Source organism: Streptomyces sp. NPDC059454, assembly GCF_042749965.1.
Lineage (GTDB): Bacteria > Actinomycetota > Actinomycetes > Streptomycetales > Streptomycetaceae > Streptomyces.
The window spans coordinates 100,487-114,065 of the sequence record NZ_JBHYVC010000007.1 but is presented as its reverse complement, the minus strand read 5'-3'; the positions used below and the strand labels follow the sequence as shown (position 1 = coordinate 114,065).

12 protein-coding genes and 1 riboswitch are annotated in these 13,579 nt (G+C 71.7%); of the genes, 7 read left to right on the top strand and 5 right to left on the bottom strand.

Annotated elements, in window-relative coordinates; translation table 11 throughout:
* Window positions 1-11: 11 nt before the first annotated feature.
* The 4 genes from ACFXAE_RS07305 to ACFXAE_RS07290 all read right to left on the bottom strand — a co-directional run bounded on the left by ACFXAE_RS07305 (window position 12) and on the right by ACFXAE_RS07290 (window position 4,368).
* Entirely contained in the window at window positions 12-884 is an 873-nt protein-coding gene (locus tag ACFXAE_RS07305) for an ABC transporter permease (protein WP_384709374.1), read from the bottom strand.
* The gene (locus tag ACFXAE_RS07300; protein WP_384709371.1) at window positions 871-1,854 is read right to left on the bottom strand and encodes an ABC transporter ATP-binding protein; all 984 of its coding nucleotides are present in this window, start codon (window positions 1,852-1,854) and stop codon (window positions 871-873) included. Before ACFXAE_RS07300 ends, ACFXAE_RS07305 begins: the two co-directional genes overlap by 14 nt.
* Before the next feature lie 41 nt (window positions 1,855-1,895).
* A complete protein-coding gene (locus ACFXAE_RS07295; protein ID WP_384709369.1) occupies window positions 1,896-3,116 on the bottom strand; it encodes an outer membrane lipoprotein carrier protein LolA in 1,221 nt (406 codons plus the stop codon).
* A gap of 241 nt (window positions 3,117-3,357) precedes the next feature.
* Complete coding sequence (locus ACFXAE_RS07290; RefSeq protein ID WP_384709366.1) at window positions 3,358-4,368, bottom strand: polyprenyl synthetase family protein; 1,011 nt, start codon at window positions 4,366-4,368, stop codon at window positions 3,358-3,360.
* Window positions 4,369-4,949: 581 nt separating this feature from the next.
* Window positions 4,950-5,118, top strand: a riboswitch (cyclic di-AMP (ydaO/yuaA leader).
* A 5-nt stretch (window positions 5,119-5,123) separates the two neighbouring features.
* Here ACFXAE_RS07290 and ACFXAE_RS07285 point away from each other — a divergent pair.
* Window positions 5,124-5,594, top strand: coding sequence for a transglycosylase SLT domain-containing protein (locus tag ACFXAE_RS07285; protein ID WP_384709363.1), 471 nt, complete (start codon window positions 5,124-5,126; stop codon window positions 5,592-5,594).
* On the opposite strand, the gene ACFXAE_RS07280 is transcribed toward ACFXAE_RS07285, so the two are convergent.
* Window positions 5,558-6,430, bottom strand: coding sequence for an HAD family hydrolase (locus tag ACFXAE_RS07280; protein WP_384709360.1), 873 nt, complete (start codon window positions 6,428-6,430; stop codon window positions 5,558-5,560). The genes ACFXAE_RS07285 and ACFXAE_RS07280 overlap by 37 nt on opposite strands.
* Before the next feature lie 222 nt (window positions 6,431-6,652).
* Between ACFXAE_RS07280 and ACFXAE_RS07275 the strand changes: the two genes are divergently transcribed.
* The 6 genes from ACFXAE_RS07275 (at window position 6,653) to ACFXAE_RS07250 (ending at window position 13,557) form a co-directional block, all read left to right on the top strand.
* Entirely contained in the window at window positions 6,653-7,723 is a 1,071-nt protein-coding gene (locus ACFXAE_RS07275; RefSeq protein ID WP_384709357.1) for a GNAT family N-acetyltransferase, read from the top strand.
* Window positions 7,724-7,749: 26 nt separating this feature from the next.
* Window positions 7,750-9,036, top strand: coding sequence for a glycosyltransferase (locus ACFXAE_RS07270; protein WP_384709354.1), 1,287 nt, complete (start codon window positions 7,750-7,752; stop codon window positions 9,034-9,036).
* The gene (locus ACFXAE_RS07265) at window positions 9,033-9,827 is read left to right on the top strand and encodes a polysaccharide deacetylase family protein (protein WP_384709351.1); all 795 of its coding nucleotides are present in this window, start codon (window positions 9,033-9,035) and stop codon (window positions 9,825-9,827) included. The genes ACFXAE_RS07270 and ACFXAE_RS07265 overlap by 4 nt, the downstream gene beginning before the upstream one ends.
* 133 nt (window positions 9,828-9,960) lie before the next feature.
* Complete coding sequence (locus tag ACFXAE_RS07260) at window positions 9,961-11,880, top strand: hypothetical protein (RefSeq protein WP_384709348.1); 1,920 nt, start codon at window positions 9,961-9,963, stop codon at window positions 11,878-11,880.
* 43 nt (window positions 11,881-11,923) lie between these two features.
* Complete coding sequence (locus ACFXAE_RS07255) at window positions 11,924-12,394, top strand: hypothetical protein (protein WP_384709345.1); 471 nt, start codon at window positions 11,924-11,926, stop codon at window positions 12,392-12,394.
* 59 nt (window positions 12,395-12,453) lie between these two features.
* Window positions 12,454-13,557 (top strand): glycoside hydrolase family 26 protein, encoded by a 1,104-nt coding sequence (locus tag ACFXAE_RS07250; protein WP_384709342.1) that lies wholly within the window; start codon window positions 12,454-12,456, stop codon window positions 13,555-13,557.
* Window positions 13,558-13,579 lie beyond the last annotated feature (22 nt).

Genomic DNA, 13,579 nt, shown 5'->3' with positions numbered 1-13,579 from the left:
CACCGTATTTCCTACGCGGTGATGTCCTTCGCCGTGAACCGCGCCCAGGCCGCCGAGCCGAACACGGCCGCGTAGAGGGCCTGGAGGCCGAGGTTCTTCGTCAGGTCGTCCCAGTAGACCGGTTCGCGCATCAGGTCGGCGAAGGACAGCCAGTAGTGGGAGAAGAGGTAGGGGTGCAGGGCATGCAGCTGGGGGATCTGGTCGAGGATCTGGACCGTGATCAGCAGCCCGACCGTGGTCGCCATGGCCGCGATGCCGCTGTTGGTCAGCGTCGAGACGAACAGGCCGAGCGCCGCCACCCCGATCAGTGACACGGCGACGACCAGGGCGATCAGCAGGGCTCTGGCCAGCCCCTCGGAGAAGCTGATCCGGGTGCCCGAGATGGTCGTGAGATCGCCCAGCGGGAACAGCAGCGCGCCGGTGACCAGGGCCGACACGGCGACCACGAGGGTGGCGACCAGGCAGAAGGCCATGACCGTCGCGTACTTGGTGAGCAGCAGGCGGCTGCGGCCCGCGGGGGCGACCAGGAGGTAACGCAGGGTGCCGGCGTTCGCCTCGCCGGCGATGGCGTCGCCCGCTACGACCCCGATCGCCATGGGCAGGAAGAACGGCAGCGTGGCGGCGAGCGCGGTGAAGACCAGGAACAGGCCGTTGTTGGTGATCTGCGAGATGAACGCCGGTCCTTCCCCGCCGCCCCCGCCACCGGCCGACGAGCCGTCACCGGTCTCGATCCGTACGGCGATGCCGACCAGGACCGGTACGGCGGCCAGCACCCCGAGCAGGGCGAGGGTGCGCCAGCGCCGGAAGGTGGTGAGCAGCTCGCTGCTCAGCAGTCCGAGGGTCCACAGTGGGCTCGCCCTCCGCACCGCTTCAGCCTGCGACATCGAAGCCCTCCCCGGTCAGCGCCACGAACGCGTCCTCCAGCGAGGCCCGTTCGACCCCGAAGCCGCGCACCCGGACCCCGGCGGTGACCAGTGCGGCGTTCACCTCGGCGAGGTCGCACTCGGGCACCTCGCCGGTCACCCGGTCCTCCGCCACGACGACATCGGCGACCCCCTGCTCCTTCAGCACCCGGGCCGCGTCCGCCGGGTCCGGTGTGGTCACCACCAGCCGGCCCCGGGCGCCCGCGGCCAGGTCGGCGACCGGGCCCTGGGTGATCAGCCGGCCCCGGGCCATCACGGCGGCGTGCGTGCACACCTGCTCGATCTCGTCGAGCAGGTGGGAGGAGAGGAAGACGGTGGTGCCGTCCGAGGCCAGTTCGCGCACCAGCGTGCGGATCTCCCGCATGCCCTGCGGGTCGAGGCCGTTGGTCGGCTCGTCCAGGACGAGCAGCCGGCGCGGCTGGAGCAGGGCGGCCGCGAGGCCGAGGCGCTGCTTCATGCCGAGGGAGTACGCCTTCGCCTTCTTGCCGGCCGCGGCCGTGAGGCCCACCCGGTCCAGTGCGGCGGCGACGCGGGCGTGCCGGGTGCGCGGGTCCGCGGTCGGGTCGGCGGCGTCGTAGCGCAGGAGGTTGTCCCGGCCGGAGAGGAAGCCGTACAGGGCGGGGCCCTCGATGAGGGCCCCGACGTGCGGCAGCACGGCGCGCGCGGAGCGCGGCATGGGGCGCCCCAGGACGTGCGCCGTGCCGGAGGTCGGTTCGATCAGGCCCATCAGCATGCGGATGGTGGTGGTCTTGCCGGAGCCGTTGGGGCCGAGGAAGCCGAAGACGCTGCCCGCCGGGACGGTCAGGTGCAGACCGTCGACGGCGAGCTGTCCGCCGCGGTAGCGCTTGGTGAGCGCGCGGGTGACGATGACGCCGTCATCCGTGGTCTCGCTGTCGCGCCGCTCCGGCTCCGTGGCGGACGCCTCGTCCATCGGCTCCCTCGTTCCCTGTGACGTCGTAAGGTCCCGGGGCCTTACTTCCCCGCGTCGGCCGCCTTCACGAGCGCGTCCTTGGTGACGGTGCCCACGTAGACCTTGCCGTCCTCGGTGATCAGGGCGTTCACCAGGCGGGTGCTGAACACCGTGCCGGTGCCGAACTCGCCCTTGACCTGGTCGCCGAGCGAGCCGAGGAAGCCGCTGAGGTCGCCGCCGGCCTCGCCGGTGGGCAGGCCGCCCTCGGCGCCGGTGTCGAAGACGGCGACGGAGTTCCAGCCCTCGCCGAGCATCTTCAGCCCGTCCAGGCCCTTGGCCAGGTCCTCCTCGGACTTCGGGGCGTTCTCCGGCTTCCCGGAGTGCTCCCGGCCCCGGTCCAGCTCGCCGTCCTCGGTCACCTCGGCGCCCTTGGGCGGGGTGAACTCGAAGGTCGACGCGGCCGGCCGGTCGAAGCTCACCTCGGTGAAGCCGACGTCCACGACGGCCGCGCCGCCGCTCGACGGGGTGAGCGTGAACTTCAGCGGCATGCCGGTCCTGTGGTCGACCGCGATGCTGATCGCGCCGACCGTGGAGCCGGACTGCCTGGGCTTGACGACCAGCTTGTACGCGTCCCGGCCGGCCACCTGGGCGGTGCCGTCGACCGTCACGGACGTGGTGTCGTCGACCGACTTCAGCGCCTCCTCGGCGAAGTCCTTCGGGGTGGCCGGGGGCTGCTGCTCCCGCTCCTCGCCGGACTCGTCGACGGTGCCGTGGTAGACCTCGTTGGACGCGCTGTCGTAGCCCCAGACGTCCTCGCCGTTGTGGATCAGGCTGTACTCGGCGGCGTTCTCCAGGAGCGACACCTTCTGCCGGTCCGGGCCGTCGGTCGCGACGCGCAGGGTGTGCGTGCCGGACGCCAGTTCGGTGAGCTTGGCGGACGGGTCGGCCGAGGAGCCGCCGTCCTCGCCCTGCCCCATGGCGCCGGACGTGAGGCCGCTCTCCAGTCCGCCGAGGTTCGGCAGACCGAGGTCCGTAGTGATCTTCACGGTGCCGGACAGCTGCTCGACGTCCGACTTCGCGATCTTCTCTATCAGCTGCGCGGCGGTGATCTCCGGCAGGTCGGGGTCGCCGGAGTCGGCGATCGCGGGGACGAGACCGATGGTCGCGGCCGCCACTCCCATCACGGTGACCGGGACGACGTACCGCGCGGCCCTGCGCCGTCGCGTGCGCGGCTCGTCGGCCTCCCCCGCGGTCGTCATGTCGTCGGATTCGTACGGTGCCATGTGTGCCCTACCTCCGTAGTCGGCGGCGGCTTTTCGTCTCGTGACCTCGCACCAGTCTCACCCTGAGCCGCCATTCTCACCCGAATCGGTGAGAAGTGGTGTTGTCCGTCGTGGTCCATCTGACCAAATCCGGCAGGCGGATTCGTCAGACCCCGGACGCAACTCCACGTACTGCTGGGGTATGACACGCGGGGCGGTTTCCTCCCCCGCCCCGTAGGGGTCACGGGGAGTCCGGGCCGGTTCAGCCCGCGCGGTGCACCACCGCGTCGCACAGCTGCACGAGTGCCGTCTTCGCCTCGCACTCCGGCAGCGGGGCCAGCGCCGCGCGCGCCTCCTCGGCGTACCGCACGGTGTCCCGGCGGGCCTGCTCCAGCGCGGGGTGGGCGCGCAGCAGCCGCAGCGCCTCGGCGTGCCGGACGTCGTCGGTGAGGTCGGAGTCGAGCAGCTCGCACAGGGCGATGTCGTCGGCGAGACCCAGCCGGGCCGCCCGTTCGCGCAGCCGCAGCACGGGCAGGGTGGCGATGCCCTCGCGCAGGTCGGTGCCGGGGGTCTTGCCGGACTCGTGGGAGTCGGAGGCGATGTCCAGGACGTCGTCGGCGAGCTGGAAGGCGACGCCGAGCCGCTCGCCGTACTGGGTCAGCACGTCCACGACCGTCTCCTCGGCCCCGGACATCATCGCGCCGAACCGGCAGGCGACGGCGACCAGCGAGCCGGTCTTGCCGCCGAGCACGTCGAGGTAGTGGTCGACCGGGTCGCGGCCGTCCTGCGGTCCCGCGGTCTCCAGGATCTGCCCGGTGACCAGCCGCTCGAACGCCTCGGCCTGCACCCGCACGGCCTCAGGACCGAGGTCGGCCAGGATGTGCGAGGCCCGCGCGAAGAGGAAGTCGCCGGTGAGGACCGCGACGGAGTTGCCCCAGCGGGCGTTCGCGCTGTCGACCCCGCGCCGCACCTCGGCCTCGTCCATCACGTCGTCGTGGTACAGCGTGGCCAGGTGGGTGAGCTCCACCACCACGGCGGAGGGCACGACACCGGGCGCGTAGGGGTCGCCGAACTGGGCGGCGAGCATCACCAGCAGCGGACGGAACCTCTTGCCACCGGCCCGCACCAGGTGCTGGGCGGCCCCGGTGATGAAGGGGACCTCACTCTTGGTGGCCTCGAGCAGCCCTTCCTCGACAGCCGTCATTCCGGCCTGGACATCGGCTTCCAGAGCCTGGTCCCGCACGCTCAGCCCGAACGGCCCGACGACGGTCACGAGGGGTCTCCTGTCTGCTGGTGTCCACTGGCGATTACACGGAATGTCGATAGGTCGCTGCCTTCACTCAAGTCAGCGTATCCGGTCACGTTTCGATCACCGCCAGCGCCCGGGGTTACCGGCAGGGCTGCAGAGGATCAGGAACGGAGTGATTTTGATCGGTTGATAACAACGGACATTCCTCGCCTTTCCCGGACGCGGCAATCCACTCCTCGACCCGGCCCCGGCCCGCCTTCCGGGCCGCGGCCCACCGCGCGGATCACCCCGCCCGCCCTGACGTCCGATTTGCCGCAAATACCGAGTGAATTCCCCTTGGTGAGAAATGTACCCAGAGGGAATCCCCGGTGAAGTGGGTCACGCGCGATCCACCACCCCCGCCACCGGCCGCCACCCGCCGCCACCCGCCTCCAGCCTTCCCACAGCGCCGAGTTGACCCTTGGCACCTGCAAAGGATCAAGCATCCCAAAAGCCCCATTGCAAGATCAAACGGCGCCTTGTGTGATGTCCGCACTTGTTCCCGACATGTGCTCTCGCATACGTTCCGGGCCTGCCGGGTGGACGCCTAATCCTGCCGCCGCCCGGATCAACCCACGACGATCACTCAGAACGGCAGGAGCGGGGGACCCAGGTAAGCCGCCGGGCCGGACACGTGCCGGAACGGCTAGGGGTGAAGCCATGCCCGCAGGGGCACGGCCGGGCACTCTCCCGCCCGAACCCGACAGCTCACCTCGCAGGCGTAGGAGAGGAACCCAGACATGCCTGCTTTCGGTCAGCACCGCCGCCGCCTCGCCCGCTCCCTCGCCGTCGCCGGCGTCGCCGTGGTCGCCCTGCCGCTGTTCGGCGCGACCAGTGCCTCCGCGGCCACCACCGAGCCGACGACGACCGCCGCCTCCGTGACGGCGTACCCGGACAACCTCGACGGCTGGATCCGCGAGTCGCTGGACGTCATGGCGCAGCACGGCATCCCGGGCAGCTACGACGCCATCCACCGCAACATCATGCGCGAGTCCTCCGGCAACCCGTACGCCATCAACAACTGGGACTCCAACGCCGCCGCCGGTACCCCGTCGAAGGGCCTGCTGCAGGTCATCGACCCGACCTTCGCGGCCTACCACGTGCCCGGCACCGCCTTCGACCCGTACGACCCGGTCGCGAACATCACGGCGGCCTGCAACTACGCCGCCGACCGCTACGGCTCCATCGACAACGTCTTCGGCGCGTACTGAGCCACCCGCTGACGGGCGAGCGTCATCGCCCCGCCGAACAGTCGCTCGAGGACGACGGCCACGCCGTCGTCCTCGTTCGACGCGGTGACCTCGTCCGCCACCGCCTTCAGCTCGGGATGCGCGTTGGCCATGGCGACGCCGTGGGCCGCCCAGTCGAACATGGGGATGTCGTTCGGCATGTCGCCGAAGGCGATCGTCCGCGCCGGGCTCAGCCCCAGGTGTTCGGCGGCCAGCGCAAGGCCGGTCGCCTTGGTCACCCCGCACGGCTGGAGCTCCACGGTGCCCGGCCCCGACATGGTGACCGTGGCCAGCGAACCGACCACCGACCGGGCCGCCGCCGCCAACGCGTCGTCGGACAGGTCCGGATGGCGCAGCAGCACCTTGCTGATCGGCCGGTCCCACAGCTCCCCGCGCCGCTCGACCCGCACCGCGGGCAGGGTCGGGTGCGGCATCAGATAGCCGGGCTCGATCAGCGTCAGCCCGTCGACCCCGTCCTGGTCGACCGCGGCGTACACCTCCCCCACCTCGGCCTCGATCTTGCCGAGCGCGGTCTCCGCCAGTTCCCGGTCCAGCGTCACGGACCACAGCAGCCGGTCCGCACCGGCGTCGTACACCTGCGCGCCCTGTCCGCACACCGCGAGCCCCGTGCAGCCGAGGTCGTCCAGGAGCGGCCGCACTCTGGGGGCCGGGCGCCCCGTCACCACGAGGTGCTGCGCACCGGCCCGCCCCGCCCGCGCGAGCGCGGCGAGGGACCGGTCGGAGAGGGTGTCGTCGCCGCGCAGCAGCGTCCCGTCCAGGTCGGTGGCGATGAGCGAGCAATCGGTGGGTGCGGCCATGATCAGAGAATACGGACAACTCGACGGTCCGATTCACCGTGCCCGTTTGCGCTCGCTTTCGGTGTGGTTCCCCTTCTCTCGGTGCCGGGTAAGGACCGGTTCAGGACTCTTTCCCCGTTTGGCAAGAACATGGTCCGCTATCTACCGTCCACCTGGTCCCGGGCGGTACCTTCCAAGAGTCCAGGGGGGACTTGATCGGGGGGTCAGGTGAGCAGTGGACGCATGCGCGTGCTGAGGCCCGAGGAGCTCGGCGAGGGGGAACGGGAGCGCTGGCGGGAGCTGCGCGCCGCGGCGGACGCACCGCGCAACCCCTTCATGGAACCGGAGTTCAGCATCACCGCGGCCCGGGTGCGCCCGCGGGCCCGGGTCGCCGTGCTGTACGCGGGCGCACAACCGGCGGGCTTCCTGCCGTACGAGCGGGGTGTGTTGGGGCAGGGCCGGGCGATCGGGCTCGGAGTGTCGGACTGCCAGGGCGCGGTCCTGGCCCCAGGTGTCGTCCCGGAGGCGGGTGAACTGCTGCGGGGCTGCTCGGTGTCGAGCTTCGCCTTCGACAACCTGGAGGCGGGCCAGCGGTTGTTCGCGCCGTACGCGGCCGAGGAGCACGCCACGTACGTCATCGACGTGGAGAAGGGCTACGAGACGTACGAGTCGGTGCTGCGCACCCGGTCGCCCAAGTTCCTGAAGACCACACTGGCCAAGGAGCGCAGGCTGGGCCGCCAGGCCGGAGCCGTGCGGTTCGTCTTCGACGAACGCGACCCGGCCGCGCTGCGCGCGCTGATGGAGTGGAAGTCGGCGCAGTACCGCAGGACCGGGCGGCGCGACCGGTTCGCGCGGGAGTGGATCGCCCGGCTCGTGGGCCGGCTCGCCGAGACCCGGGCCGCCCAGTGCACGGGCACGCTGTCGGTCCTGTACGCCGGGAACCGCCCCGTCGCCGCGCACTTCGGGCTGCGGTCGGCGTCCGTCCTGGCCTGCTGGTTCCCGGCGTACGACCCGGAGTTCGCGAAGTACTCGCCCGGTCTCGTGCTGCATCTGCGGATGGCCGAGGCGGCGGCGGCCGAGGGCATCGGGATGCTCGACATGGGGCGCGGTCCGGCCGTGTACAAGGACTCGCTGAAGACCGGCGAACTCGCCGTCTACGAGGGGGCGGTGACCCGTCCGGGCACGGGCGCCGCGCTGCACTGGCTGAGCCGCGCGCCCGCGCGCCGCGCGCACGGCTTCGTCCGCGCCCGTCCGCGCCTGGCGGCGCTGGCGGCGCGGGCCCTGAAGGGCGCGGCACGGCTGCGCCGGCCGTGAGTCGTGAGGCGTGAGGAGGGGGACAGGTGTTCCGAAGAGCGCGTACGCAGGAGGAGATACGGCGGTTCCTGGCCATCGGCGCGGTGCAGGTCGCCGAACTGGACCTGGACGGTGCCGAGGCCGTGCTGAGACCCGGCCCGGGCAGCCCGCCGGTGACCCACGGAGAGGTTTTCCTGCTGGTCAGACGGGCAGGCCGCCCGGTGGGGACCTTGCTGGTACAGGTACCGGAGGACGCGGACCCGCGGGCGGTGCTGACGGAGGCGGCCTCCGAAGCGGTGCCGGGGGCCGTGGAGGTGAGGGGCGGCGGGGAGCCGCCGTACGCCTCGGTCGTCGTGGCCACCCGGGAGCGGGCCGGGCAGCTCGCCCGGGCCCTGGACTCCCTGCTCGCCCAGGAGCATCCGCGGTTCGAGGTCGTCGTCGTCGACAACGCGCCCGTGACCGACGAGACCCGTGAGCTGGTGGAACGCAAGTACGGCGAGCGGGTGCGGTACGTGTGCGAGCCGGTGCCCGGACTCGCCGTCGCGCACAACAGAGGGCTGACGGAAGTCCGGGGCGAGGTCGTCGCGTTCACCGACGACGACGTGGTCGCCGACCCCCGCTGGCTCACCGAACTGACCGCGCCCTTCGCCGCCGACCCCCGGCTCGGCTGCGCCACCGGCCTGATCCTGCCCGCCCGGCTGCGCACTCCGGCCCAGGTCCTGCTGGAGAGCCACGGCGGCTTCGCCAAGGGCTTCACGCCGACGACGTACGACCCGGGGGACCCGCCCCGCGACGAGCCGCTGTTCCCCTTCACCGCGGGCCGCTTCGGCTCCGGCGCGAACATGGCCTTCCGCACGGAGGTGCTGCGTGCCGTCGGCGGCTTCGACCCGGCCACCGGCGCCGGCACGCCCGCCCGGGGCGGCGACGACCTGTACGGCTTCGTCCGCGTCCTCGCCCAGGGACACCGGCTGCACTACACGCCGTACGCGCTGGTGTGGCACCACCACCGGGAGACCTGGGCCGACCTGGAGACCCAGGCGTACGGCTACGGCGCCGGCCTCACCGCCTACCTCACCGCGCTCCTGGTCAACCGGCCCGCGCTGCTGCCGGCGTTCCTCGCCCGGCTGCCGCGCGGCCTCGCGCACGCCCGCGCGCTGACCGAGGTGCGCGAGGCGGACGCCGGCGGCGGTGCGCCGGGCGCGCACGACACCCGCACCCATCCATGGCCACGCCGGCTGTCGCGGCTGCAGCGCAGGGGGATGGTGTACGGACCGCTCGGTTACCTGCGGGCGCGGCGGGCGTCGGTGAACGCCACGGGACGGGGGACGAGATGAACCCGGCCATACCCGTCTTCCTCTACCACGCCGTCATGGACGATCCGCCGGACTGGATCGCCGAGTTCACCGTCACGCCCAAGGAGTTCGCCGCTCATCTCGACGCCGTCGTGGACAGCGGCCGCACGCCCGTCACCATCAGTACCCTCGCCGGGCATCTCGCCGGGCGGTCCCCCCTGCCGCCCCGGCCGGTGCTGCTCACCTTCGACGACGGCTTCGCCGACCTGCCCGGCCCCACCGCCGACGCCCTGGCCGGGCGCGCGCTGCCCGCGACCGCGTACCTCACCACCGGCGCCGTCACCCCGGGCGGCCGCAGTCTGCTGCCGCCCGCCCCGATGATGACCCTGGACCGGGCGGTGCAGCTGGAACGTTCCGGCATGGAGATCGGCAGCCACACGGTCACCCACGCCCAGCTCGACACCCTGACCACCAGGCAGCTGCGCGCCGAACTGCTCGACTCCAAGGCCGTGCTGGAGGACGCCCTCGGCCACCCCGTTCCCCACCTCGCCTATCCGCACGGCTACAACAGCCCCCGGGTGCGCGCCATGGCCGCCCGCGTCGGCTACGAGACGGCGACCGCCGTGCGGCACGCGCTCAGCTCGGACCGGGACGAGCGCTACCGCATCGCCCGCCTGATCGTCCGCCGCGGCCACACCGTCGCCGACGTGGAGGCCTGGCTGGCGGGCGACGGCGCGCGGGTCGCCCCCTACCGGGACGGGCTGAGGACCGTCGGCTGGCGGTGGTACCGCCGGGCCCGCACCGTCCTGCGCGGCCCCGCCTTCGCCGGCTGAGCGGGGTGGGACGGGATGAACCGGGGTGATCCGGTGGGATCGGGCGGTTGTCGCTCCAGAGGCGAGTCCGACGTTTTTGGTGTGAAAAACAGAGGTAATTCCTATACTTGGTGTGGGGGAGGGGAGTTCCGGCGTGCAACAGCATGTGCCCGTACCGACCGCTGAAAGCAGCGTGCTGCCCGCTCCCGGCCAGGCCGCCGGACCGGCGGATCCGGGGCGGACGACCGGCGGTGACCGCAGGGCCTGGCCGCTACCGCGCCGTCCGCCCGACCCCGCCCTGCTGACCCTGTTGCTCGCCACCGGGCTGTGGTTCTACGCGCTGCCCCGCATCGGCTTCCGGGAGATGGGCGACTACGGCCTGCTGGACCGCCTGCCGGCCGCCTACCACCTCTCGCTGCTGGTCCTCACCGCCGGCTTCGTCGTCAGTCTGCGGCGCGCGGGCACCGCGCCCTGGTGGCCGGCCGCGCACTGTGCCGCGCTGCTGTTCGCGCTCAAGGCGCCACCGGCGATGCTGTACGACGCCGTGCGCTACCCGTGGGCCTCCAAGCACGACGCCGTCGTCGACACCCTGCTCGCCAACGGTGAACTGCGGCCGGGCGCGGCGCTGTCGGGCAACATGTCCGCGTACGACCAGTGGCCGGGCTTCTTCACGCTCAACGCCGGGCTGGTGCGCGCCTTCGGCGTGGAGAGCGCCGCCGCGTACGTCAACTGGGCGCCGATCGTCTTCGGCCTGCTGCTGATGCCGGTACTCGTCCTGCTCTACCGCACCTTCAGCCACGACTGGCGGCTGGTGTGGACCGGGGTGTGGATCTTCCAGCTCGCCAACTGGGTGGGCCAGGACTACTTCGCCCCGCAAGGGCTCGCGTACCTGTTGCATCTGACGGTCATCGCCGTGGTGCTGCGGCACTTCGTGCGCCCCGGCTCCGCCGGACGGCTGCGCGACCGCTCCTTCCTCGATCCGGCCGCCGCCACCGTGCCGCCGCCCACGGGAAACCGGCAGCGCGCGGTCTGCGTGGTGATCCTCGCCCCGCTGATCGCCGCCGTCAACGCCACGCACCAGCTCACCCCGGTGATGCTCTGCGTCTGCCTGCTCGCGCTCAACCTCACCCGCCGCTACCGCAATTACGGTCTGCTGGCCGTCGCCGTGCTGCTGATGCTCACCTGGGACCTGACCATGGGGCGGCCGCTGTTCGTCGAGACGCTGTCCACCCTCAAGGAGTCGATCGGCGAACTGACGCAGAACTCCCGCGCGGGTTACGCGGGGCAGCTGACCGGGCCCGGACCGGAACTCGCGGGCACCGCCAACGTGCTGATGGTGCTCGCGGTCGCCGCGCTCGCCGGGGTGGCCCTCGTGCTGCGGCGCCGGCTGGTCCGCAGCGCGCTGCCGCTGCTGCTGGTCTCCGCCGCCCCGCTCCCGCTGTTCGCCGTCAACGACTACGGCGGCGAAATGCTGTTCCGTGTCTACCTGTTCGGCCTGCCCGGTGCGGCCTTCTTCGCCGCCGCCGCGCTCGTGCCCGCCGTCGCGGGAACCCACCGCAGCCGAATGAAGACGGTGCGGCGTCGAGTCGCGGCCGTCGCCCTGCCGGCCGTTCTGCTGGTGCTGCTCGCCGGCTTCCTGCCGTCGTACTACGGCAAGGAGAAGATGTACTACACGCCGCCCGGGGAGACCGCGCTGGTCACCCGCGCCCTCGACAACGCTCCCGACGGCTCGCTGATCCTGTCCACCAGCGGCTCCTTCCCGCAGGCGCTGCACCGGTACGACCGCCTCGAGCACTGGTTCTTCGCCGAGCAGGAACTGCCCGAGAACGAGAAGATGCTGAAGGACCCGGCCGGTTACCTCGCCGACGGGATCCCGCCGGGCACCAGGACGTACGTCGTCCTCACCCGCACCCAGGACATCTACACCGCCGGCGAGGGCCTGTTGCCGCCCGGCGGCTTCGAGACGCTGCGTACGAAGCTCTCCGCTTCACCGCTCTTCCGGACCGTCGAAAGCCACTCCTACGGCGTCGTCCTGGAATACCGGCCGACCGCCCGAGGAACGACCACAAGGTGATCGAAGTGACGATGGCAGTCAGTCAGTCCCGTCAGGTCAATCCATGAACACCACCGACTCCACGGGCTCCGCAGGGGGCGGAACCGATGTCGCTCACGGCATCCGGGGCCTCCGGGTCACCCGGACGCACCTCAGAGTCCTCGTCGCGGTCTCGGGCTGGCTCGCGCTCGCCGCCACCGCCGTGCCCGGCCCCGCACCGCTGCGCTGGATCCCGGTGCTGCTCTTCACCCTGTTCGGTCCGGGCTGTGCGGCGCTGTATCCGCAGCCGGGCGGGCTGGCCCCCGGTGCCAGGCTGGAGGCCGTCGCGCTCGCCGCGCCCGTCAGCCTGTCGCTCGGCGTGCTCACCGCCACCTCTCTGTTCCTGGTGGAGGGATTCTCGATGACCGCCTTCCTCGTCTCGCTCGCCGCCTTCACCACGATCGTCGCGGCCCTGCCGGGACTGCCGCTGCCCGCCGCGCGACGCGGCGCGGCGGAACGCGTCCGGCACAGGCCCGCCGGCGGTGACGGCACGTGACGGGTTCGCACCGTCTGCGCGATCCGGACAGGCCGGCGAAGCGGCGCAGGATCCGGGACATGGGGAGCGCGAGGCGCAGCTGCACGACGGTCGTCCTGATGACGGTCGCCGCGCTGCTGGTCGGGCTCGGGATCTGGGCCGGCCGGTCCGGCGATGCGGAGACCTCCGGCCGGGGCACACCCGACAACGCGGCCTCCGGCGAGCTGCCCACCGGCCCCTGCGCCCCCACCGGCACGCTGGTTCCGCCCTGCGGCGCCTGGTGGGGCGCCTATGTGCCGTACGCCGCGAACGGCTCGCTCAAGGACGCCGTGCTCGGCTTCGAGAAGAGGATCGGCCGCAAGCTCGATCTCGTGTACAACTACCACGACATGTCGGGCACCGAGCTCGACGGGCAGCTGCTCACCCCTGACGAGCAGGAGCTCGGCAGGGACAGGCTGCTCATGCTGGCCTGGGAGTCCACCGTCTGGACCGAGCCGCACCACGAGAACTGGTCGGAGACCCAGCTCGGCTGGAAGAACATCGCCTCGGGGAAGTACGACGAGGAGATCCTCGACCCGCAGATCCGGCGCATCAAGGCCTACGGCAAACGTGTCTTCTTCTCCTTCGACCAGGAGACCGACGCCCGCATCAAGGAAGGCGCGGGCACCCCGGCGGAGTTCGTCGCGGCGTACCGCCACCTCCACGACCGGTTCCGTGAACTGGGTGCCGACAACGTCGTATGGGTGTGGACCGTCTCCGGTTACCTCGGCAGCGCGAAGGAGATGAAGGCCCTCTACCCCGGGGACGAGTACGTCGACTGGATCGCCATGGACCAGTACAACTACTACGGCTGCCACGACACCACGGACTGGAAGGATTTCCTGCGCAGCCAGCAGCCCAGCTACGCATGGCTGCGTGCGAACATCTCCGACACCAAACCGGTGATGCTCGCGGAGTTCGCCACCGCGCCCGACGCCGACGACCCGTCGCGCCAGCGTGACTGGTACACCCGGATCCCCGCCGACGTGAAGAAGCTCCCGAAGGTGAAGGCGCTGGTCCACTGGAACCGGCCGACCTCCGAGAAGGCCGAGTGCGACCTGACCGTCAACGCGGGCCCGGGGCTGGAGGGTTACCGGGAAGCGGGCAAGAACGGGTACTTCCACCAGCCCGTGCCGCCCCGCTGAGTCGCGCCCGGTGCCCGGCCCC